A 21,220-nucleotide genomic window follows, 5' to 3' on the forward strand; every position below is an offset into this window, starting at 1 on the left:
GTGGCGTACTCAGCTGTCCCGTGGGTCGCCCGCAACGGCTGCCGTCACCTCACACACAGCCTGTGGACCGGATGGCCGGTGACGGTGCGGGCCGGGTGGGCGGCCGACGCAGGCCGGCCGGCGGCATGGGGGCAGCTCGGTGTCCCCCGGAGGAGGCGCGAGGGCTCGTCTTGCTGTGGTGGCAGGGCATGCCGCGTCCTGCGCAGACGGAGCTGCGTTCCGTGCAGGTGATGCCAGCAGGCCGCGTCATGGTGTTGACGTGCTGGGAGCCCGGAGCGTTATCAATGGTGGCTGCATGTGCCCAGGTCATAGGTGGTGGGAAAGCGGCTGCCCTGGCCGTCCGGGCCGGTGTCGGCCGCGTTCGGCAGCACAGCGGGCCTGTTTCTGTCCACTGGCCAGGAACCCCGCCCCAGCAGTACGAGGAACGCACGCCCCATGAACAGTCGAACGAGGGACGATCTTCCGTCGAATGCCCGTGCAGGCCGCGCGGCGGTAGGACGCCAGAGCCCCGCACAGGCTGCGCATGCCGAACACTTGCTCGATTGCGAATGATCCTGCGCATGCCTCCTCCGCACCGCTTCCCCCCACTCCCCCTGAGGAAGCAGCTATGCCGCGTCAGCGACCCAACGCCGCCCTCGAAGCCCTGCTCATCGAAGCCGGCTGGAGTGCCGCGGACCTGGCCCGGGCCGTCAACGCCCTGGGCGCAGCTCAGGGCCTGACGCTACGCTACGGCCGGAGCTCGATAGCACACTGGCTGGCCGGCTCCCGCCCCCGCTCTCCGGTGCCCGAGCTGGCCGCGGGAGCGTTCAGCCGCCGCACCGGCCGCCTCGTCACCGCCCAGGACACCGGCCTCACCCCGGTCCCGCACCACCACGGACCACCGCTGCTCACTGTCCCGCCAGGGAAGGTGAACGCCATGCGCTACCTCACCGGCCTGTGCCGCGAGGACATAGACCCTGTACGCCGGGCCCGCCTCACCCGTACCCCGTACCGCCTGACCGCCCAGCCCTCCTGGAGACCCGACACCACCCCCGCACCAGGACCAGGAGCGGGGCTGGTGCCGGTGCAGGCCCGGTACGGGCGTACGGCCACGGTGGCCGATGCCCGGGCCCTGCGGGAGACGGCCCAGGCCTTCGCAGCCCTGGCCGACTGTCACGGCGGGGCGCCCGTCCGCCTGCCGCTGGCCGTCTACCTCGCCGACCACGCCCTCCGCCTGCTGGCCGCCCCCGCCCGCGAGACGGTGCACCGGGAACTGCTCACCGCCACCGCCCAGCTCACCCACCTCCTCGCTCGCATGACCGCCGACACCGGCCACCCCGGCCTCGCCCAGCAGTACTACACCGCCGCCCTGCACCTGTCCCGCGAAGCCGGAGACCGCCGCCTGTACGCCATCACCCTGCGCGCCATGAGCCTGCAAGCCCTGACCATGGGCCACCCCCACCACGCCCACCGCCTCACCGAAACCGCCCTCACCACCGCCGGCCCTGCCGCGGATGAGGCCACCCGTGCCTTCCTCCTCACCCAGCATGCCCTCACCAGCGCACGCACCCGCCAGCCCCGCCAGGCCCTGCACACCCTCACCACCGCCGAAACCCTCCACGACCAGGCCACCAGCCCACCCGGAATCTTCACCGCCTACCCCCGCGCCGGACTCGACTACCAGCGCGCCCAGACCCTCACCGCCCTCGGCCACCACACCGACGCCATCCAGGCCCTCCGCGACTCCCTCGCACACCGGCCCGCCGACGAACGAAGAGCCCGCGCCCTCACCCACGCCCGCCTCGCCGAAAGCCTCCTGCACACCGGCCACCTCGAAGAAGCCTGCACCCACTGGCACCACTTCCTCACCCACTACCCCCACCTCCACTCACACCCCACCGACCAAGCCCTCACCCACCTCCAACACACCCTCACCCCCCACCACCACAACCCCCACGCCCACACCCTCCTCCAACACGCCCACACCCTCACCACACACACATCCCCCCGAACACCAGGCACCGGCTGAACACACACCACCACCGCTCCCGCTGCCCAGACATTCTTCCGCCGACGCCCAGGAGCAGATCCCGCAGGAACACCGACAGCCAAGAACACCGAACGCGAAAGGATCATTCATACCCCCACACCTACGCGCTCCCGGCCCCCACCACCACACCAGACACACCCATCGCGTCGGAGAAGCCGCTGAACGGCTTCAGGTGACCCGATATCCCTTCGGGTTGTATCTCGGGGGCCCTCTACGAGCGGATGGGCTGCCTGGCCTCGCGCCGCAGCGACGACTGCCGCGCGACCCGCGCCCCCACCGCCACCGCACAGTCCAGGGCCGGGTCACCGGGCGGGGGCGGGGCGGGGTCATGTGCCGGTGTGCGGGGTGCGCCATCGGGCGCCGATGCTGCTGGTCGCCTTGTGGAGGATGGCTTCGGCGGCGGGGGAGGGCCATATCTGGAGGAGGTATTCCTCCTGCGGGGTGCCGGGGGTGTGGCGGTCTTCGCCGTCGTCGCGGTGCCGGCCGCAGACACGGATGCGGTAGCTGCCCGGCCCGGGGATGCTGATGGGCAGCTCCTCGTCCGGGGTGTAGCCGGCGCCCCAGACCTCCATCCGGTGCCCCGGCCAGATCAGGGTCATCTCGGCCACGTCCTGCCAGCTTTCGGCCTCGAGCGGCGGTGCGGTGCTCCAGCTCTCCGCGGTTACCGAGACCGTTCCTATGTGCGTGCCGCACAGCACGGCGGCCCCGCCGGTGACGGTGGTGAGGATGCCGGTCTCGTCGAAGTCGGCGGGAACGTCGTCCATGACGTCGGGGTCCAGGACGGTGAAGACGTTGCTCTCGATGAACAGCTCGCCCTGTTCCCGTCGCAGCAGTTCAGACACAGCCGATTCCTTGTCCAGTGGTGAAGGGCGGGGCGGCAGACGGGAGAATTCCCGCCTGCCGCCCTGGGTCTTGGGGGCAGGATGTCATCCGGGGCAGCGCGCGAAGTCCGGGGCGGGCGGCATGGCCGTCACCCCGGCCGGTGGCAGGACGATGTGCACCCAGAACGGGTCGTCCTCCAGGACCCGGTTGGCCTTGTACCAGGGCAGGCGGTAGTCGCGGCCCTCTCCGGTGTTCTGCTTCTCGGGCACCATGTGGCACGAGAAGTCCGGGTTCTTCGAGGCTCCCTGGTGGGTCGTCGCGAACGGGTACTCGTCACACGTCTTCCCCTCGGGGCGGGGCATGCTGGACGGGCACGCCGTCTCCCGGTTCCTGGCGATCAGATCCGGATCGGCGGTACGGGTCAGGGCCGGGCCACGGCCCTGGACACCCCACGCCTGCTTGAGGTTGTTCTGCGCCCAGTAGATGTGCCAGGCCACCTGGTCCACCTTGCCGTCGAGCGTCGACAGCTCGTACGTCGGCGTATAGAGCGGGTATACGCAGCCGCCCTTGCCCTGAGGACTGATGTAGGGGGTGTTGTCGCAGCGCACGGGGATGGGCGTGCCCACCGGGCCGGTTCCCGCCTCGGCGCCGGGCAGGTTCGGTATCACCGACACGATGGGCACCATCTTGTCGGTATTGATCTCCACCCCGGGCGAGGAGACGGTCATGGTGTACGTCTGTGTGGTGCCCGACGGCAGCGGCTTGATCCCCCCACTGCCGGCACGGCACGCGTCGCACTTCAAGGTGACGCTGCCGCTGAGAACCAGCGCCGTGCCCGTGGCGTCGTGCAGTTTGAGCGTGACCTTGTGCTCCCACGCCGTACGATCACGCGGGTTCAGCGTCGCCTCGGACTTCTCATCCAGCAGTGCCGTGCCAGTGACCTCTCCTGTCTTCTTCTCCGTGACCTCCACCGGCACCGTGGCGATGTAGCAGGACTCGGTGCGGTTGTAATCCGGATCCCCTCCCTGGCACATCCCGGCGGCCAGCTGCTGAGACTGTGGCAGCGGCTTCCCCAGCGTGACCACCTGCCCGCCCCCTCCCGGGGACGGAGCGGGGGAGGTTGCCTGGGCCTGGGCGGTGAGGAGCGGCACAGCCAGCGCGGCCGTGGCCAGAACAGCGGAGAGACGGATACGGCGTCTTAAGTGCCCTTTCAAGGTGCTGTCCCTTCGACGGGATGAGCGGACCCGTGCATGCTGGTACAGGACACGAACAGGGTCAACCAGCCTTGCAAATCCCGTAGTTGCCCCACAGCGGCTCACGGGCCTTCCCGTCCGCGAACACCTACGAGCGAGATCAGCGCGAACGCCTGCCGCTACGCCGGCGTCGGCCCGCGGTCCTGGGCGCGAGAGTCACCGAACGCCTCGCCAACGGACTGCCCCAGTGGAGCACAGGGGCATGGCCGGTAGCGATAGGGCCGGCCTGTGAATGACACAGCGGTACGGGAGTTAGCTCTTTCGTGAGGGTGGTGTATGCGAGGGACGGCTCCGGGCATACCGTCCCTCAGTATTTCTGTCGTCTATTCAAGGGAGGCGTTCCAGGTGACCAAGCCACGTCGAGCCTTCGTCGTTCTGGCAATGTCCATGGCAATGGCCGCCGCGGGTGCGGGAAGCGCCTTCGCCGACCAGGGGGGACCGGGCGACAACGAGGGGCTGCTGGGCGGTGTGCTGTCCAACGTGGGCTCCTTCAACGCGACCGGGCACGGAGCAGAGTGCGGCAGCAGCGCCGTAGGCATCCTGGTGCCCACCCGCTGTGTGTCCGAGCACAAGGGCGGTCCGGGCCAGGGGAGGGATAACGAGCCGCTCACCGGCGGCCTGCTGTCCAATCTCGCCAGTTACAACGCCTCCGGGCACGCCCTCAACTGCGGTAATCCGGCCGTTGGGGTTCTGACCACCACCACATGCGTAAGCAAGCACACCGAATGACACGTCGCGGAGAGGCGCGTCCGTCCCGCCTCTCCGGGCGGAGGACCGGCACAGTCGGCCGCGACTCGCCGACGGCGGGTCGCCGGGCAGGGAGGCCAGCGGCGGCGAAGGGCAGTACGTGCGGCCCGAGGTGTCGGCTGCCCCGCCGCCGGGGCATCGCCCTGCGGCGTGGATGAGCTCCATGGTCACCTTCCCGCCGGGACTCTCTCCCCCGGATCCGCCGCTTCGTGGCCGACCGGCAGCTCCCGACGCCGTACGCCGTCCTCGACGCCGCCCTCACGCTCCAGGATCAGATGATCACCGCGACTGGCGGCCGGATAGGCATTCTGCACGCGGTCAAGGCTGATGCCGATCCGCCCCTCCCGGCCGCCTGGTCCGTCGCGGCTGCGGCATGGACGTAGCCTCCCCAGCAGAGCTGCGGCAGGTCCTCACCTCCGGCTGCCCGCCCGAACACGTCTCGTACAGCAACGTCTTCCGCTCGCCCGAAGAAATCGCCTGGTCATGTCCCCTGTGGTGGTGTAACGGCGTCGGGTTGATCTCCCTGGGGGTAGATCGAGTCCATACCGCTCTTGGGGAGGTAGCTGCGGGGGAAAGCGATCCATTCGTCGTGCATCTCGATGAGGACGGCGGTGGTGAGTCGCTCCAGGGCGTCGGGTTGGGGAAGATCTGGACGACGTCGACGCGGTGCTTGATCTCCCGGTTGACCCGCTCCAGGGGGTTCGTGGACTGGATCTTCTTCCAGTGCCGGTTCGGGAAATCCGCGAAGGCGGTCAGGTCCACCTTGACTTCCAGGAGCATGGCTTTGACCTTGGGGAAGTGCCGTCCGAGCATGTCGGCGACGGTATCGAGCCGGGCCCGGACGGCCTCGGCGGTGGGCTGGGCGAAGATGGTGCGGATCGTCGCGGCGACCATTTCCGCGGCGTCCCTGGGGATCACCGCGAAGACGTTGCGCAGGAAATGGACGCGGCACCGCTGGTAGGCGGCGCCGAGCATGACCTTGCGGACGGCCTTTACCAGCCCGGAGTGATGGTCGGCGATGACCAGACAGACTCCGGTCAGGCCGCGTTCGCGCAGCGAGCGCAGGAACTCGCTCCAGAAGACTTCGGTCTCGCTATCGCCGACCACCACACCGAGGACTTCGCGTCCGCCGTCCTCGGTGATGCCGGTGGCGATGACCACGGCCTGCGAGACGATCTGGTGGTGCACGCGGGCCTTGCAGTACGTCGCGTCGAGGTAGATGTAGGGGAAGCGGATGTGGTCCAGGGGCCGGGTGCGGAAGATGCTCAGCTCGGCGTCCAGTGCACCGCAGATCCGGGAAACCTCGCTCTTGGAGATCCCGCTGTCCCCGCCCAACGCCTTGACCAGCTGGTCGACGCTGCGGGTGGAGACGCCGTGGACGTATGCCTCCATGATCACGGCGTAGAGGGCCTGGTCGATGCGGCGCCGGCGTTCCAGCAGCGACGGGAAGAAGCTGCCGGTGCGGACCTTCGGGATCGCCAGGTCCAGATCGCCGGCCTGCGTGGTCAACAGCTTCCCGCAGTGGCCGTTGCGCACCGTCGTGCGCGTCTCGGTGTGCTCACTGTGCTCCGCACCGATGTGCACAGTGGCCTCGGCCTCGATCAGTTCCTGCAGGATCCGCTGGGCCAGGGCCCTGATCAACTCGATCCCGTCCGCCGTACGCAGTGACTCCATCAGCCGGAGTAGGTCATGCTGGGACAAGGCCATCGCGCCACCTCTCTCAACGAGCACTCCTACTCGGAGAGTTGCGCGGTGGCCGCCCCATGACCAGGGCCTACACAGAGATCGCTGTTACACCACCCGACGGGACACCATCCGTCCGAGTGGCCGCCGCGCACACCGCGCACACCGTGGACGCGCTACAGGGCCTGCTCGGAGTGATCGCCGCTGGCGTGGGAGCGGTGTCAGGCGGTGGCCGATCATGGATCTCATGACAGCGATCATCCCTACGGCCTGGGGCCGAGACCCGATGCCGTGCTTGCCGCCTACCCGGACGAGGTACGACTGCCCCGCCGACGGGCTCGACCCCTTCGACGTGACCGAGCCGCGCACTCAGTACGTGCTCGACGCGCGCGGACTGGGCCGAGCCTGGGTCGCCCCGAGCGATCCCGAAGCCCGCTTCTACGGCCTGGATGAGAAGGATTTCGATGCGAAGATCCAGCCGGGCTACAAATACGTGCGCGTCCTGGAGAAACTCGCCGTCGTCTCCGGCGGGCAACTACTTCGTGAGTGGCCGCAGACCGCCCGCACCACGTACGAGGAGACGACCTACGCCGGCATGCTCGGCTTCGAAATCTACTTCCAGACCAAGCGCGCACTCAACCGCTACGAGCGCGACTGGCACACCGTCGCCCGCAGCCAGGACGGCCTGAACCGGGCCAAGTACCTGACCGGCGAGGGTCTGACCCTATCCCGCCCCGACTACGTATCCGCCCTCGCTCTCGCCCTGACGCTCCCGCCCGACATCGACACCTCCCCGCCCCGGTATCCGGGGAGCCCAACGGCACAAGGTCCGTCCGCTGCGGCTCATCACACACCCTCCGCATGACCGGCACGCTGTCCACACAGCCGCCGGGCAGCGGCGGCTATCAACAGGCGGTCGACCCCTCCACCCAGAGAATTCCGGACCGGCGCGACGATGGAAGCAGGCCCGACGGACGCGAACTCTCCCCATGTCGCTGAACGTAGAGAATTCCCGTGATCATAAAATTCGTGCCTGTCCTGGCGCTGACTTTGCCGAGTCCATGACCCTGTCGGCGGACGCCTCAAAGGCAGCCACGACAGCGAATGCCGCCTACGGGGCCCAGCGGGCGAGCGCCGTCGCCACGGCTTCCTCCGGCGTCGCGGTGTGGACCAGCCCTGCGACGGGAGTTCCCGCCTGCTCGGTCACCTGCCACCCGGCGAGGCAGACCACGGGGATCTCGCCGCGCCGCGCGGCGAGCGCGATCTCGCTGAGGGTGCCCCAGGAACCGCCGACGGAGATCACCGCGTCGGCGCTGGCGACGATCACCGCGTTTCTGCTCTCTCCCATGCCGGTGAGGATCACGGCGGACAACGCGTCGGGCGCTGCCGCCCGGTCCGTGTCCGGGCGGATTCCGACCACCAGTCCGCCTCTCGAGCGGGCTCCTTCTGCGGCAGCGGCCATGACACCTCCTCCGCCGCCGCACAGGACGATGGCATCGCGCTCGGCGAGGAGCCGGCCCACTTGCCGGGCGTGCAGCCGTTCTTCCTCGGTACACCGTCCCGGCCCGCAGACCGCGACCTGGAAGCGCACGTGACCTCCCGTGCCTATCGCAATGACCGGTTCGTTCGTGGGTCAGTACCGCTGAGTCTCCCCGAATGCCAGGAGTGGCGCAGCAGCTGACACGCGGGTCGCAGGGGCGTCCGTCAGGCCGCGGTGGTGGCTTCCCGGATCAGGTCGGCGGCTTTCTCGGCGATCATGATGACCGGGGCGTTGATGTTGCCCCGTACCAGTGTCGGCATGACCGAGGCGTCCACCACACGCAGTCCGGTGGTGCCGTGCACCCGCAGCTCAGGGTCGAGGACGGGGCCGATCGCGCAGCTGCCGGCCGGGTGGAAGAGGGTGTACAGGGCCCGTCGGGCATGCGCCAGCAGGTCCTCGGTCCGGTCCGAGGCCGGCACCAGGAGGTCACCGGTGCGGTGCGCGCGCAGTGCGGGGGCGTCGGAGATCTCCCGCAGCAGCCGCAGCGCGCGCACGGCGGTATCCCGGTCCTCTTCGGTGGTGAGGTAGTCGTGCCGGATGCGGGGCTTGGCGCCGGGCAGCGCGGAGCGCAGCCGGACCCTGCCCCGGCTGGTGGGGGTGAGCAGGGCCGCGCCGTGACTGTAGCCGTGCTGGTGTATCGCGCCGAGGTCTTCCGGCAGGGCGGCGAAGGGCATGGCGTGCAGTTGGATGTCGGGGGCGTGGAGCCCGGGTCGGCTGCGTAGGAAGCCGCCCGCTTCTCCGAGGTTGGAGCTGAGGGGGCCGCGTCCTTCATCGCGCAGCAGTGCCCGGTTCTCGGGGGTGTCGGCGGTCAGCAGAGACTCGGTGTCGGTGGTGTGGACGAAAGGGATATGGGGGTGGTCCTGGAGGTTCTCCCCGACGGGCAGGTCCACCCGAGGCGTGATGCCGTGCTCGGTCAGCTCGGCGGGCACCCCGATGCCGGAGAGCATCAGCAACTGCGGTGAGTTGTAGGCGCCGGCCGCCAGCAGTACCTCTCGCTCGGAGCGCAGCTCGACCGGCTCGCCGTGGCGTTCGGCGCGTACGCCGATGACCCGGGCGCCGTCCGGGTCGGCGAAGAGCAGTCCGGTGACCTGTACGCCGGACAGGACCGTGAGGTTGGGCCGGGCCAGCGCGGGACGGAGGTAGGCGTCGGCGGTGGACCAGCGCATCCCGTGGCGCTGGGTGAGTTCGTAGAAGCCGACCCCGTCCTGTTCGGGCCCGTTGAAGTCGGGGTTGAGGGGGTGCCCGGCCTCGTGGGCGGCGGTGACGTACGCGGCCGTCAGCGGGTGCCTGGAGCGGCCGGCGCTGACGGTGAGCGGACCGCCTGTGCCGTGCAGGGCGGTGGCGCCGCCGTGGTGGTCCTCGGCGCGCAGGAAGTACGGCAGCACCTCGGTCCAGCTCCAGCCCTTGGCGCCGGCCGCCGCCCAGGCGTCGTAGTCGCGCCGATTGCCGCGGATATAGATCATCGCGTTCATCGAGGAACAGCCGCCGAGGGTGCGTCCCCGCGGCAGCTGGATCTGCCGTCCGTCGAGCCCGGGTTCCGGCTCCGTGGTGTAGTCCCAGTCGTAGTGGGTGTGGAAGAGCCGGACGTATGCCGTCGGTGAGTGGATCTCGGGGGCGTCGTCGGGGGGCCCGGCCTCTACCAGCAGCACCCGGACATCGGGGTTCTCGCTCAGCCGGGCAGCCAGCACGCACCCCGCCGATCCCGCCCCCACGACGATGTAGTCGTGCTTCTGCCGTGCGGTTCGTGCGGTCATGGGGTTTCCTGTGCTTCCGGTGGAGTGCGCTCCGGCCGTGGGTGGGACCACCGCGGCGCCGTGATCCCACTGGTGCGAAGGACAGCGACATGCGACGTTACCCGCAAGGCGGAGGGACGGCATTTTCCCGGAGCCGCTTGCCTTCCAACCGCGGACGGAACCGGCGGGCTGGGCCCGTACCGCTTCCGTGATACCGCTTCCTGCCCTGCGGCGGTGTCCTGCGATCGGCCGGTCACATGGGGGAGAGCGGGCCGGAGCTGCCGCCTCCGATCGGCGGAATGCCAGTGGCTGTGACCGTCACCGGTGTTGGCCGGCAGCTGGCCGTCCTCAGGAGTTCCCCGGGCCTGAAGCGGGAGCTCACCCACTGATCGGGGGACCGGTACTCCCCCTCTCGTCCCGACTGTCGGGTGACCCTGCGCACACGCTCCCCCGCGCACACTGGAGGGCATGAACAGGAAGATCACCAAAGAGCTCAAGGATTCAGCCATCGCAACCGGAACACCCATGCTGGGGCGTGAGCACTACGAGGTCATCGTGAGCAACCAGTCGGCGCATGCGCTGGTACTGACGTCGAAGGCGGTGTCCGGGTCGTTCGACGAAGCCCCGGACGAAGGACACGTCCTCCACCCCCGGGAATCGGACATCTTCCGGGTCACCTCGGTCCACTTCCTCGGGGAGTCCGGCTTCCCCCGGGAGTCCAGCACAGCCGCAGTCCGCTACCAGATGGCCGACGCCCCCGTCACCTTCACCGCGACGGGCGGCCCGCCTGGCAGCCATGCGTCCAGCGGCAAGCTGGAGGGGCCGGGCTGCGAGCACTACGACTGCACCATCGGCAGCAGCCGCAACGGAAATACCCTCATCATGCTGGAAACAGCCATGGATCCCCACATGATGGGCATGTGAGCGACTTGTGTTCCGCCGCCATCCATCGGCAGCGGAAGACAACCCCGCTCAAACCCCGGAGATGGACCCCGCCGCGGGCCCCAGCAGACCCACCAGGACGCGGCGCTGCCGTTCCTCGCGGGCGATCTGCCGCGCGAGCATGTGCGATCGACGTACAGGTCGACCGCGGCGAGGACCAGACGCTGCGGCTCGTCCGACTCCAGGGCCCCAACCTCCCACTGCACGGGGTGCCGGGGGTCGAACCCGCAGCGGTCGGCGAAGGTCTTGATCATCGTGCGGAGCAGGTCGGGACTCGCCGAGGCGAGGTTCTTCGCATGGCCGACTGACCGCCCGATGGCGGCCAGACCCCCGCGGACGGATCGTCGAAGAGAGAGATCCACGGAAAGGACGGCCCGCCGTGTCCGAAGCCAGCCCGAACCGGCGCAACCTCGTACTGACGCTCTGCTGCGCCGCCATCCTGATGGTCGGCGTCGACGTCACCGCCCTGAACGTCGCCCTCCCCGCCATGGAGAAGGAGCTGGGCTCGTCCGTGGCGGGTATGCAGTGGGCCGTCGCCGCCTACAGCCTGGCCATGGCGACCCTCATGTTGCTCGCCGGCGAGACCGGTGACCGCGTCGGACGGTGCCGGGTCCTGCGGGCGGGCTTCCTGATCTTCACCGTCGCCTCGGCGCTGTGCGCGCTCGCGCCCTCGCTGCCCGCCCTGGTCGGCTTCCGGGTGCTCCAAGGCGTCGGTGCGGCGGCGCTCGGCCCCGTCTCGATGTCGATCGTCTCGCACACCTTCCCCGACAAGGGTGAGCGCACCTGGGCCATGGGTGTCTGGATCGGCGCCTACGGCCTCGGCCTGGCCCTGGGGCCGCTGGTCGGCGGGGTGCTGGTGACCGCCGTCGGCTGGCGGGCGGTGTTCTGGCTGAACGTTCCCCTGGGGATCCTGGCGCTGGCGATCGCGGCCCGCCACGTCCCGGAGTCGCGTGCCGAGCGGGTCCGGCGGCCGGACCCGGTGGGCCAGCTGCTGGTGATCACGCTGCTCGGGCCGCTGGCGTACGGCGTCATCGCCGCGCCGCACGCCGGGTGGGCCTCGCCGGTCGTCCTCGCTTCCTTCGCGGTGACCGTCGCCTCGTGCGCGGGGCTCGTCGTCTACGAGCGCCGCCGCACGGAACCGCTGATCGAGCTGGGGTTCTTCCGCGACGCGCGATTCGGCGGTGCGATGGCCTCCCTGGCGTGTGTCTTCGGAGCGTTCGGCGGCTTCTTCTTCCTCAGCACGCTCTACCTGCAGAACCCGCTGCGGATGTCCGCCATGGAGGCCGGCCTGTGGATGCTGGTGCCCTCGGCGGTCCTCGCGACCGCCTCCCTGTGCGCGGCCCGGCTGGCGGAGCGGTACGGCGTTCGGCCGCTGCTGGTCCTGGCAGGTGCCGCCCTCGCGGCGAGCGGGGTGATGATCGCGCTCCTGGCGGACGACTCCGCGCTAGGACTGCTCGTCGTGGAGTACGCGCTGTTCGGTCTCGGGGTCGGTCTGGCGACCCCGCTGATTGTCACCGCGGGCGTCTCGGGCCTGCCGGACGACCGTGCGGGGCTCGCCTCCGGGCTGCTGACCACCTGCGGCCGGTCGGCCTTCGGGCTGGGCGTCGCCGTGCTCGGCGCGATCCTGGCCGTCGGCCTGCACGGCGCCCCGCTGGCCGACGCCGCCGCCTTCGCGTCCGCGGTGCGGCCCGCCTGGTGGATCATCGGGGCGTGCGGCGTGGTCACCGCCCTGCTCGGCATGCTGGTCACGGGGGAGCGGGCGAAGGAGCCGCCCGCGCCGGGGGCGTCGGCGGCCTGAAGCGGGCGCGGCGCCGCACGGCGCTGAATCCCCCGACTGCCCGCGTGTCCATGGTGGGCACCCCGAAGTGGGTGATGACCGACTCCCTGCCGGAGCCGTCGACGGATCTGCGCCGTCCGCTGCCGACCGCCGGGATGCTGGTGACGGTGTACGCCCAGGTGGTCACAGCCGTCGGACCGCCGGGCACCGACCGACACGGTCTGCCGCTGATCTTGAGAGGCTTCTCGTCGCGGGCAGCGCCACCGCAGCGTCGGCCATCGGGCCAGGTGTCCTGGCAGCGGCGAGGATGCCGACCGCTCTGGCGCACAGCACAGCCTTCGCGAGGGTATTGGTGATCGCGGCACCTGGGTATCCGGTAGGACACCGCGGGGCGTGCCATCGCCCGGTCAGCCGGAATCTCGCTCCGGCCCTTGAGACTCCGTTCGGCGCCTGAATCGGCGACGATCACTACGGCTGGTGGATCACCTTTGCCGACATCACCGTCCTGGGCGCCCCGCCCACTCGCGCCGTTGGATGATGTGCCCCTTATGGCTCTCGTTCACAGACCGACGGGAACCGATACCACGGTCATGCGCGTACTCAAGGTTTCCAGGTGGATCATCCCGGTCGTGGCGGTGAGCGTTGCTGTTGGGCTGCCGCTGGCCGGGAACGCCTCCACGGGGACGCCGGCCGCCGCCGTGCCGGGGGTCCTGGTGCAGGAGCTGCACCAGGACCCCCGGCAGGTGCTGGACTTCTGGACCCCCGAGCGTATGCGGAGCGCGAGGCATCCGTCAGGGGAGGCCGACTCCCCGCACCCCGGCAGGACGGACAGGACCGATCGCCTGGACGGGCGGGGCACACCCGTCGTGGTGCAGCCCACCGTCCCCCGGACGCCGCCCCCGCGTCCGCCCAAGGGCCGGCTGCCGGGCGACTTCCCCGACGGCGGCAGCCCGTGGAAGGGGGACGGCCTGGTGAGCCGGACCGTAGGCACCGTCTTCTTCACCTCGCCCGCGGTCGTGGGCGCGGTCGCCTGCGACGGCGTCGCCGTCCAGAGCCACAACAAGAGCGTGGTGCTGACCAAAGGCTCCTGCACCGACCTGGTCGACATGTCCATCACGAGCTGGGTCTTCGCCCCCGGCTACCGCGACGGGCGCACCCCGTACGGCCTGTGGATGGCGACGCAGCTCTTCTCTCTGCCCGAATGGCACGAGAGGGAGGACGACAACTTCGACGTCGGTGCCGCCACCGTCATCGGCATCCCGGTCGGCACGCCACTCGTCGATACGGTCGGAGGGCAGGGAGTGGCCTTCAACCAGGTGATCCACCCCCACCCCAAGGTGTACATGTTCGGCTACTGGTCACAACGACCGAAGAACCTTTACTACTGCAGCGGACGCTCCGTGGACGACCCCAATCCGCCACCGCGCATGCCACAAGCGCTGTACTGCCCCGTAGCGGGCGGCGCGGCATGGGGCAGCCCCTGGTTCCTCGGTTTCGATGAGGAGACCGGTGTGGGCATCGTCAACTCCATTGACATCGGCAACAGCTACAACCTCGACTACCAGCTCGCCCCCTACTTCGGGGACCGCATCGAGGACCTGTACAACCAGGCCCAGAATTCGCCTGTCACCACACCCAGGAGAACTCGCTGAACGCTGGGTATGACCTTTTCGAGCTTGCCGGTTCGGACGTCGGCGCCGCGGTACTGGAGGGCGATCCACATCCAACCGGTCGTGTCGCGGTTGGTGCGTGCCCGGCCAGGATGTGTGTTGCGGGCGCCGGTTGGGCCGGCGCCCTACGACCACTGCTGCGCGAGCGCCGCCCCCTGGTCACTGCGCCCCGGAGCAGACGCCCTGGACCGTCACCCAGACGTTGTTGTCGGGGGTGGTGCCGAGGCGGCCCGGTGCCAGGGCATCGACATCCAGAGCTCCCAGGTCCGCAGAATTCTCCTGGCCGAGGGCGTGTGCTGGCCCGGTACCCGGTCCTGGATCACCAGCCGTGATCTGAAGTTCTGCCCAGAAGGAGGAGGATCGTCGGCCTGTACACCGGACCCGTCACCCGATGCCACGTGATCTGCGCGGGCGGGCTCGGCCCGGTGATCCCGCACGTTCCCGTCGGCCCCGGGCTGGTCGCCCGACGGCCACCGCATCAAGGCCGGACTCGACTATGTCCGCGGACCGGAGAAGACCTGGATCCACGGCGCCCTGCGGACGGCCGACGGGAACGAGATCACGATGGCCGCCCTCCCACAACAGCAAGGCCACACATGAGTGGTCGGAGGGCCCCCGAGGATCTCCCACGTCCTCATCCCCGGCGGAACCTCCAGGAGGGCTGGTGGCGCCTCTTCCGCATAGCGGCCCCGGCAGGAAAGTCCTTCGCCGACCCCGACGAGACCGACCATCCGCGCGACACCGGCTGATGAGACGCGTCAGCGCATTCTTGACGCCGCGTTACAGCAGTTGAGCAACGGTCCGACCCACGCGGTGAACCTGGAACAGGTGGCACGTGCCTCCGGGGTGGCGCGGTCCACCGTCTATGCGATCTTCGGTTCCCGTGCAGGTCTCTTCGACGTGCTTGCGCGCGATGTCCTCGACCGAGCCGGATACAGCCAGGTCCTTCAGGCCGCCGAACACCCCACGGCCGAAGGGTATTTGCGGGAAGTCATCGGCGCCACCGTGCGGATGCACGCAGCGGAGCGGGATGCGCTGCGCGTGATCTACTCGATGACGAGGTGTCACCCCGATGCGCTGGCCGGCGCCGGAGGGCGGCTGGAGCAGGCGCGCTCGGACGGCGTGCGCTATCTCGTCCAGAGACTGAAGGACGCGGGTTCCCTCTGCGAAAAGTGCACGGAGGGCGCCGTCGATGCCCTGTGGGTCGTCACGAGCTTCGACACCTTCGACCTGCTCCACACCGACCGCGGCCTGACAGTCGCAGCCGTCACCGAACGTCTCACCACCATGGCCGGCCACATGCTGGCCAGTGTCCACCATGGCTGCCCGGCGGATCGGCGCGGGCCGCGTTCGGACACCGCACCCCAGGACGCTCGTGGGCACGGCCGGGCACACCCCGGCCGTGCGCCGATACCCCGTGACGCGGTCGCCGCAGGCCGGGGGGCGCGGTGCGGCGGTTCCCGTTGTGCGGCACTTCCCGGGGTCTGGGGGAGTCTCAGCCGCCCTCGGTTTCGCGGGTGGTGGTGTCCACGAGCGGCCTCGGTTCCCGGTCCGGGGAAGTCGGGCGGATCCACGAGACGTTGCCCGAGGTGAGTGTGCGGCCACATTCGCTGCAGGTTTCGCTCCCGCTGCTTTCGCCCCCGCAGGCACGGCAGATGATCACCAGGCGCCGCGTGAGGCTTTCGGTCGGGGTGTGCTTCTCGGCCCAGAGCGCGTAGGCGTGCAGGATCGGCAGCGCGTCGGCCGCCGCGGCGGTCGGGATGTATTCGTACCGGGGCCGTTTGCCCTCCCGGTACGGCTCACGTTCGACCAGACCCGCCTCGACCATGTAGGCCAGGCGCTTGGCGAGGATGTTGTCGGCCACCTCCATCTGATCGCGGATCTCGTCGAAGCGCCTGGCCCCTGCGAGCAACTCGCGGAGCACCAGAAGCACCCATGGATCCCCGAGCGCATCGATGCCCCGCGCGATCGGGCACGGCCTGTCGGACCAGTCGGAACGTAGCGCCATGTCGGCATCATCCTCTATCGCGACCGATTTGACTTGCTTCAAGCAAGTCGCGCTTCTAGTCTAGCCGCCATGACAGACTTGTCTCAAGCAAGTAAGGGTCGGGGCGGTGAAGGGCCCTGGGCGCTCGTAGCGATCAGCGGTGCCAGCGTGCTGGCGTCACTGGACCTGTTCGTCGTGAACCTGGCGTTCTCCTCGATCAGCGCGAGCTTCCCGTCCGCGTCGCCGCAGGCCCTGACATGGGTGCTGAACGCCTACGGGGTGGTGTTCGCGGCCCTGCTCGTCCCGTCGGGACGGCTTGCGGACAGGTTCGGGCGCAAGCGTCTGTTCCGGCTGGGGTTGCTCGTGTTCGCCCTCGGGTCGCTCGGGGCGGCGGCCGCGCCCGAAGTGGCCGCCTTGATCGTTGCGCGGGGCTTCCAGGGAGCCGGTGCGGCGTTGATCGTGCCGACGAGCCTGGCCTTGCTCCTGGCGGCCTACCCAAAGGAACGGCACAAGCGGATGGTGTCCCTCTGGGCCGCGACCGGCTCGGTGGCCGCTGCCGCCGGGCCCGTCCTGGGCGGGGTGCTGACCCAGTGCGACTGGCGGTGGATCTTCGTGATCAACCTGCCGATCGCCGCCCTGAGCCTCTTCCTCGCCTCGAGCCTGAAAGAGACCGCCACGTCGCACACCAAGGTCCCGGATCTCGTCGGATCGGCCCTGCTCGTCGCGGGAGTCGGCACGCTGGTGACCGCCCTCTCCTACGTCACCGAGTGGGGCCTCGCGGATCCGTGGCTGTGGATCCTGCTCGCAGCGAGCGTTCTGCTGCTGGCCTGGTTCCTCCACAGATGCCTGGCCCATGTGGCACCCGCGGTCGATCTGCGGGTCTTCCGCGTTCCCTCCTTCGCCGTCGCGGCGCTGGGCATGACGTGCTTCTACGTCGGATTCTCGATCATGCTTTTGGGCTGCGGTCTGTTCCTGACGGACGTGTGGGCGTGGAACCCGGTCCTCGCCGGAGCCGGTTTCGCGTCGGGTCCCGCGACCGCGGTGGTGACCGCCTTGATCGCGGGCAGAGTGTCACTGGAACCCCGCTGGCTTGCCGGACTGGGCAGCGCGTTCTTCATCGCTGCCGGAATCCTGTGGTTTTTCCTCCTGACCGAACAGACGGGCTACTTCCCGGTGTACTTCGCCGGCACGGTTCTCACCGGTGCCGGTGCCGGAATCGCACAGACCGGCTTCCTGGCCGGAGGCGTCAGTGGCCTGCCCGCGCAGGAGTACGCGACCGGCACCGGGGTGCTCAACGCCGGCAGGCAGATCGGTGGCGCGATCGGCGTCGCGATCCTGATCACGGCCACCGGCGGCGCAAACGATGCGAGCAGCTACCGGATCGCCTGGGCCGTCATGGCCGTGACCGGCCTGATCGCCACACTGTCCGCACTCATCCTTCGCGAACCGTCGGCACCCTCCGCGTACAAGGCCGCCGAGGACCCCGGCACCGGACCGATGAATCGCTCCGAAGCGAAGGGGGACGCGATTCCCTGAAGTCGTCCGCCAGTGGGCCATGGACATGATGAAGACGGCGGCAGGGTGGGCGCGAAGGTGATGGTCATGGAGTTCCCCATGCTCTGTGAGCATTGGGGGAGTTCGTGTCCATCGCGCCCGCGTCCATCATCGCGCCGACCCGCAGGAAGCTCCCGGCACGGCTGCCGGATCGCGAGGACGCTCACCCACTGGGCCGCAACCTGCGGATCGACGACGCGGTGATCTTCGGCAAGCACCCCCAAGATGCCTTGGTGATACAGCCGTCCGCGGCTGACCCCATTGCGCGGCCTCATCCGCCGCGCCTGGAACGGCGCCGGGGACACCCGACCGGCCGCCCCCCGGCGCCTGATGGCCTCAGGCCGCCACCTGCCCGAGACGCTCTTGGCCATGGCCGGCGCCGACACACCGCACAACCGGCGCATGAGGCAACACCCCGGCACACTGCTGCCATGCCCGAGATCCTCATGCGCCGTGCGGTCGAGCGGGACCTGCCGCAGCTTGTCGGACTCCTGGCGGCGGACCGACTGGGAGCCGGCAGGGAAAACCCCCAGGACCTGACCCCTTATCAGAAGGCGTTCACCATCATCAACGCCTCGCCTCATCAAATGCTCGCAGTAGCCGAGACGGCTGGAACCGTGGTCGGTACCCTGCAGCTCTCACTGCTCCAAGGGCTGGCCTGGCGCGGCAGCTTCCGCGCCCTGGCCGAGGGCGTCTACGTCCACCCCGACCACCGCCGAACCGGCATCGGCACCACGATGATGCGCTGGGCCATCTGTCAGGCGAGTGCCCGCGGCTGTGCGGTCATGGAACTCACCTCCCACCACTCACGCACCGGCGCCCACCATTTCTACAGCCGGCTTGGCTTCACCCGCAGTCACGCCGGATTCAAGCTCTTCCTCCACGACACCCCGAAAACCCCGTAGCGGTCAGACAGGCCACTGCATCCGTGCAAAAAGTCATGGGCGCGCATGACGGACTACCACGAGACCTGTCGGACGTGCGAACGGTTGGACGGACTGAGAACGCCGCGAGAGATCCAAGCCGGCGATCAAGAAGCGTGCGGTGTCCGGCCACTTCTCCGAGCGAGGACCGATGACGGCCCTTCGGCCGGCTCCGCATCGTCACCGCCTGCGGCGCCCTCGCCGACCCCGTCGGCCCCCACGCCATGTGACCGCACGGACCGGCATGGAACATCCAGTGCCTGCCAGGGCTTCCCCTGGGACATGAACTCCCGAATGAACCGGGCTATGGTAGCGAAGTGACGCATATCGCCAGAAAACGTGTCGCAAGTAGTGGTCAGTGCGAAGGAATGCCGTTCGCGCTGGTAGTGGCTGCTTTCTGGTCAGCCTTCGACAGGTTCGCCGTCGCCCCGATGCTCTTCGCCGTCGCCGTGAGTTTCCACGCCCGGCTGTCCGAGGCCGTCGCCGTGGCGAGCGGCTATTTCCTCGCTTATGGCTGCCTGCAGCCCGTTTGGGGAATGCTGTCGGACCGGTTCGGCCGGGTGTGCGTCCTGCGGGCCGCGCTGGTGGGCGCGACCATCGGCGGAGTCGTGTCCGTCGCCGCCCCTTCGCTGGCCGTCCTGTTGGTGGCGCGCTGCGTCACGGGGGCCTGCTACGGAGGTGTGAACCCCAGCGTGATCACCTACGTCGGGGACACCGTGGCCCCTGACACCGTCAAGCGCGTGCTGTCGCCGTTCTACGCGGCGGGAGGGGCCGGGACCGCAGCCGGTATCGCGCTGGGCGGCATCCTCGCGGGTCTGGGCGATTGGCGGATCGCTTTTGCCTTGCCCATGGCCGCCGCGGCCGTGCTGTTCCTCGTGCTGCTCCGGCTGCCCGAACCCGATCACGCCCCGTCCGACACTCCCGCGCGGCAGATCGCGACCGTGCTGCGCTCCAGATGGGCCCTGCTGGTGATCGCCGCGGGCCTCTTGATGGGCTGCGTGGTGGTCGGCTGCGTGACTTTCCTCCCTTCCATGCTCCAGCACCACGGCAGTTCGGCCTCCGTGGCGGGGCTGCTGACCGCCGTCTACGGTCTCGCGGGCCTGGCCTGGGCACCGGTGTACAACGGCCTCTCCCGCCGCCGTGTGCCCCGGTGGGTCCTCGTCGCGCTCGGCGGCGTCCTCATCACCGCATCCATGCTGGTTGCCGCGGCGGGCCCCCACCTGGCCACCGTCGTGATCGCCGCCGTCCTGCTCGGCGGTGGCTGGATCTTCAACAACGTCTCCCTCGCCTCCTGGGCGACGGCAGTCGTACCGCACGCCCGCGGAACAGCGGTCTCGCTGTACGCCACCGGCCTGTTCGTCGGCGGTGGCGTGACACCCGTCCTCGCAGCCGGCCTGGCGGAGCGCGGCGACTACCCGGTCATCTTCCTGACCGGGGCGTGCGTCGCGGGGCTGACAGCCGCGGTGGCCAGTGTGGGCGACCGACGGTTCAGCGCACTCGGGGCCCGGGCGGAGGCGGCGGCACGGGAGGGCACGGTGTCGCGGGCACAGAGCCCGCGCTGATCCGTACGGCGTGCCTCGGCGGCGGGAGACCGCTCCCGTCCGCCGAACGGTGTCAGTAACCGGTCAGTGCTCCGGCTGTCGGATTTCTGTGTAGACGGTCGCGGCCGTCTTGGCGAAGGCGGGGAGGTCCACGGCATTCGCCGTCGTCTGCTTCGGGTCGGTGGCGAGCAGGAGCGCGGCGTCGGTCTTCTGTGCCCAGGCGCACACGGGTGCGAAGACACCCTCCCTGACTTTCACCGTCTCGCACTGCAGGTCCGGAGCGTTGGGGCCGGCAGGGGGGAACGTCTGGCGTGACGAGGAAGGGGAAGCCTGGCTGAATCCGAGGCTGCCGAACATCGCGTCCAGGACAGCGCGCGCGTCTCCCAGGTCCTTGCCGTAACTGCCGGACAGCGTCAGGGCCGAATCGGCGTCGTCGGGTTTGTTGTACACCGCGACCACCGAAGTGACACCCGCAGGCAGGCTCTTCTGCGCTTCGGCCCGCCGTTTCGTCAGCTCAGGGGTGTCGGCGGCCCGCTCGTACCTGCCGCTGGCCAGGCTCTGCGGAGTGGCAAGGGATACCGAGGAGGGCGCGGAGCGCGTGGGAGAGGCGGACGCCGCGGCAGGCCCGGAGGGGCTGTCGCACCCTGTCAACAGTGCGGACGCGGTAAGACCGGCCAGGACCATCGTGCCGGGGATGACGCGCAACTGTCTGTCCACGAGACCCGCCCTCGCTCCTTGGGATGCCGTGACGGCGCCGGCCGCGCAGGTGTGCACGGTCGTCCCGGGCACGCGTCACCGCTGATCAACCTATGCGTGTGGCATCGGAACCGCACTCCGGCGCGCACTCGGCAGCCTTGCCGGCCCAGGCGGCGACAACGTGACGTTCCCCCGATCGGTGGACACGGTGACGGAAACGCCTCGCCGATCGGAGGACCCGGCGGGGGCCCGAGGGACCACCGATCGGCCGACAACGCTCCCGGAACCCCCGCACGAGACTGGCTGTGAGAACCCGGCCCACG

At 69.6% G+C, this 21,220-nt stretch carries 18 protein-coding genes and 2 pseudogenes; 13 read left to right on the forward strand and 7 right to left on the reverse strand.

All coding sequences use genetic code 11. The features are described 5' to 3' along the window. The first annotated feature begins 607 nt into the window (after positions 1-607). The gene (locus ACH427_RS27490; RefSeq protein ID WP_398873610.1) at positions 608-2,008 is read left to right on the forward strand and encodes a tol-pal system YbgF family protein; all 1,401 of its coding nucleotides are present in this window, start codon (positions 608-610) and stop codon (positions 2,006-2,008) included. Positions 2,009-2,355: 347 nt separating this feature from the next. Here the strand turns inward: ACH427_RS27490 and ACH427_RS27495 are convergent, their stop codons facing one another. Together ACH427_RS27495 and ACH427_RS27500 are read right to left on the reverse strand one after the other, a co-directional pair. After that, entirely contained in the window at positions 2,356-2,871 is a 516-nt protein-coding gene (locus ACH427_RS27495; RefSeq protein ID WP_398873612.1) for a hypothetical protein, read from the reverse strand. An 84-nt stretch (positions 2,872-2,955) separates the two neighbouring features. Then, a complete protein-coding gene (locus tag ACH427_RS27500; RefSeq protein ID WP_398873614.1) occupies positions 2,956-3,936 on the reverse strand; it encodes a hypothetical protein in 981 nt (326 codons plus the stop codon). A 513-nt stretch (positions 3,937-4,449) separates the two neighbouring features. Here ACH427_RS27500 and ACH427_RS27505 point away from each other — a divergent pair. The 3 genes and pseudogenes from ACH427_RS27505 to ACH427_RS27515 form a co-directional block, all read left to right on the forward strand. Beyond that, entirely contained in the window at positions 4,450-4,833 is a 384-nt protein-coding gene (locus ACH427_RS27505; RefSeq protein ID WP_398873616.1) for a hypothetical protein, read from the forward strand. Between the two features lie 227 nt (positions 4,834-5,060). Then, positions 5,061-5,234, forward strand: coding sequence for a hypothetical protein (locus ACH427_RS27510; protein WP_398873618.1), 174 nt, complete (start codon positions 5,061-5,063; stop codon positions 5,232-5,234). After that, a pseudogene (locus ACH427_RS27515) lies at positions 5,225-5,269 on the forward strand (hypothetical protein); the annotation flags it as partial. The gene ACH427_RS27510 and the pseudogene ACH427_RS27515, both read left to right, overlap by 10 nt. 63 nt (positions 5,270-5,332) lie before the next feature. Here the strand turns inward: ACH427_RS27515 and ACH427_RS27520 are convergent. Further along, positions 5,333-6,558 (reverse strand): annotated as a pseudogene (locus ACH427_RS27520) (IS256 family transposase). 223 nt (positions 6,559-6,781) lie between these two features. Between ACH427_RS27520 and ACH427_RS27525 the strand changes: the two are divergent. After that, the gene (locus tag ACH427_RS27525) at positions 6,782-7,399 is read left to right on the forward strand and encodes a hypothetical protein (protein ID WP_398873620.1); all 618 of its coding nucleotides are present in this window, start codon (positions 6,782-6,784) and stop codon (positions 7,397-7,399) included. 246 nt (positions 7,400-7,645) lie between these two features. Here the strand turns inward: ACH427_RS27525 and ACH427_RS27530 are convergent, their stop codons facing one another. Together ACH427_RS27530 and ACH427_RS27535 are read right to left on the reverse strand one after the other, a co-directional pair. Beyond that, complete coding sequence (locus tag ACH427_RS27530) at positions 7,646-8,125, reverse strand: TIGR00725 family protein (protein ID WP_398873622.1); 480 nt, start codon at positions 8,123-8,125, stop codon at positions 7,646-7,648. Positions 8,126-8,238: 113 nt separating this feature from the next. Continuing rightward, positions 8,239-9,828, reverse strand: a complete 1,590-nt coding sequence (locus ACH427_RS27535) for a GMC family oxidoreductase (RefSeq protein ID WP_398873624.1) — start codon at positions 9,826-9,828, stop codon at positions 8,239-8,241. Positions 9,829-10,275: 447 nt separating this feature from the next. Here ACH427_RS27535 and ACH427_RS27540 point away from each other — a divergent pair, with 447 nt between their 5' ends. The 5 genes from ACH427_RS27540 to ACH427_RS27560 all read left to right on the forward strand — a co-directional run bounded on the left by ACH427_RS27540 (position 10,276) and on the right by ACH427_RS27560 (position 15,789). Next, positions 10,276-10,731: a hypothetical protein gene (locus tag ACH427_RS27540; protein WP_398873626.1), complete on the forward strand. Its 456-nt coding sequence runs from the start codon at positions 10,276-10,278 to the stop codon at positions 10,729-10,731. A gap of 397 nt (positions 10,732-11,128) precedes the next feature. Then, positions 11,129-12,547: an MFS transporter gene (locus ACH427_RS27545; RefSeq protein ID WP_398873628.1), complete on the forward strand. Its 1,419-nt coding sequence runs from the start codon at positions 11,129-11,131 to the stop codon at positions 12,545-12,547. A 569-nt stretch (positions 12,548-13,116) separates the two neighbouring features. Then, a complete protein-coding gene (locus ACH427_RS27550) occupies positions 13,117-14,178 on the forward strand; it encodes a trypsin-like serine peptidase (protein WP_398873630.1) in 1,062 nt (353 codons plus the stop codon). 614 nt (positions 14,179-14,792) lie between these two features. Then, the gene (locus ACH427_RS27555) at positions 14,793-14,945 is read left to right on the forward strand and encodes a hypothetical protein (RefSeq protein ID WP_398873632.1); all 153 of its coding nucleotides are present in this window, start codon (positions 14,793-14,795) and stop codon (positions 14,943-14,945) included. Between the two features lie 64 nt (positions 14,946-15,009). Next, positions 15,010-15,789 carry a TetR/AcrR family transcriptional regulator gene (locus ACH427_RS27560; RefSeq protein ID WP_398873634.1) on the forward strand — a complete coding sequence of 260 codons (780 nt, stop codon included), beginning with the start codon at positions 15,010-15,012 and terminating at the stop codon, positions 15,787-15,789. Here the strand turns inward: ACH427_RS27560 and ACH427_RS27565 are convergent. After that, the gene (locus ACH427_RS27565) at positions 15,692-16,246 is read right to left on the reverse strand and encodes a winged helix-turn-helix transcriptional regulator (protein WP_398873636.1); all 555 of its coding nucleotides are present in this window, start codon (positions 16,244-16,246) and stop codon (positions 15,692-15,694) included. The two genes, ACH427_RS27560 and ACH427_RS27565, sit on opposite strands and share 98 nt — an antisense overlap. Before the next feature lie 105 nt (positions 16,247-16,351). Between ACH427_RS27565 and ACH427_RS27570 the strand changes: the two genes are divergently transcribed. The 3 genes from ACH427_RS27570 (at position 16,352) to ACH427_RS27580 (ending at position 20,222) form a co-directional block, all read left to right on the forward strand. After that, positions 16,352-17,719, forward strand: a complete 1,368-nt coding sequence (locus ACH427_RS27570; protein ID WP_398873638.1) for an MFS transporter — start codon at positions 16,352-16,354, stop codon at positions 17,717-17,719. Positions 17,720-18,168: 449 nt separating this feature from the next. Then, positions 18,169-18,642 (forward strand): GNAT family N-acetyltransferase, encoded by a 474-nt coding sequence (locus ACH427_RS27575; RefSeq protein WP_398873640.1) that lies wholly within the window; start codon positions 18,169-18,171, stop codon positions 18,640-18,642. A 386-nt stretch (positions 18,643-19,028) separates the two neighbouring features. Next, positions 19,029-20,222: an MFS transporter gene (locus tag ACH427_RS27580; protein ID WP_398873642.1), complete on the forward strand. Its 1,194-nt coding sequence runs from the start codon at positions 19,029-19,031 to the stop codon at positions 20,220-20,222. Positions 20,223-20,285: 63 nt separating this feature from the next. Here the strand turns inward: ACH427_RS27580 and ACH427_RS27585 are convergent, their stop codons facing one another. Next, positions 20,286-20,918 carry a hypothetical protein gene (locus ACH427_RS27585; RefSeq protein WP_398873644.1) on the reverse strand — a complete coding sequence of 211 codons (633 nt, stop codon included), beginning with the start codon at positions 20,916-20,918 and terminating at the stop codon, positions 20,286-20,288. Between the last annotated feature and the right edge of the window lie 302 nt (positions 20,919-21,220).

The organism is Streptomyces sp. NPDC020379 (assembly GCF_044387105.1).
Classification (GTDB): Bacteria; Actinomycetota; Actinomycetes; order Streptomycetales; family Streptomycetaceae; genus Streptomyces.

What these genes read in the sequence shown, in the direction of transcription:
- ACH427_RS27540 (WP_398873626.1), top strand. Translation starts at nt 10,276, where the DNA reads ATGAACAGGAAGATCACCAAAGAGCTCAAGGATTCAGCCATCGCAACC.
- ACH427_RS27580 (WP_398873642.1), top strand. Translation starts at nt 19,029, where the DNA reads ATGCCGTTCGCGCTGGTAGTGGCTGCTTTCTGGTCAGCCTTCGACAGG.
- ACH427_RS27555 (WP_398873632.1), top strand. Translation starts at nt 14,793, where the DNA reads ATGAGTGGTCGGAGGGCCCCCGAGGATCTCCCACGTCCTCATCCCCGG.
- ACH427_RS27575 (WP_398873640.1), top strand. Translation starts at nt 18,169, where the DNA reads ATGCCCGAGATCCTCATGCGCCGTGCGGTCGAGCGGGACCTGCCGCAG.
- ACH427_RS27490 (WP_398873610.1), top strand. Translation starts at nt 608, where the DNA reads ATGCCGCGTCAGCGACCCAACGCCGCCCTCGAAGCCCTGCTCATCGAA.
- ACH427_RS27525 (WP_398873620.1), top strand. Translation starts at nt 6,782, where the DNA reads ATGACAGCGATCATCCCTACGGCCTGGGGCCGAGACCCGATGCCGTGC.
- ACH427_RS27550 (WP_398873630.1), top strand. Translation starts at nt 13,117, where the DNA reads ATGCGCGTACTCAAGGTTTCCAGGTGGATCATCCCGGTCGTGGCGGTG.
- ACH427_RS27535 (WP_398873624.1), bottom strand. Translation starts at nt 9,828, where the DNA reads ATGACCGCACGAACCGCACGGCAGAAGCACGACTACATCGTCGTGGGG.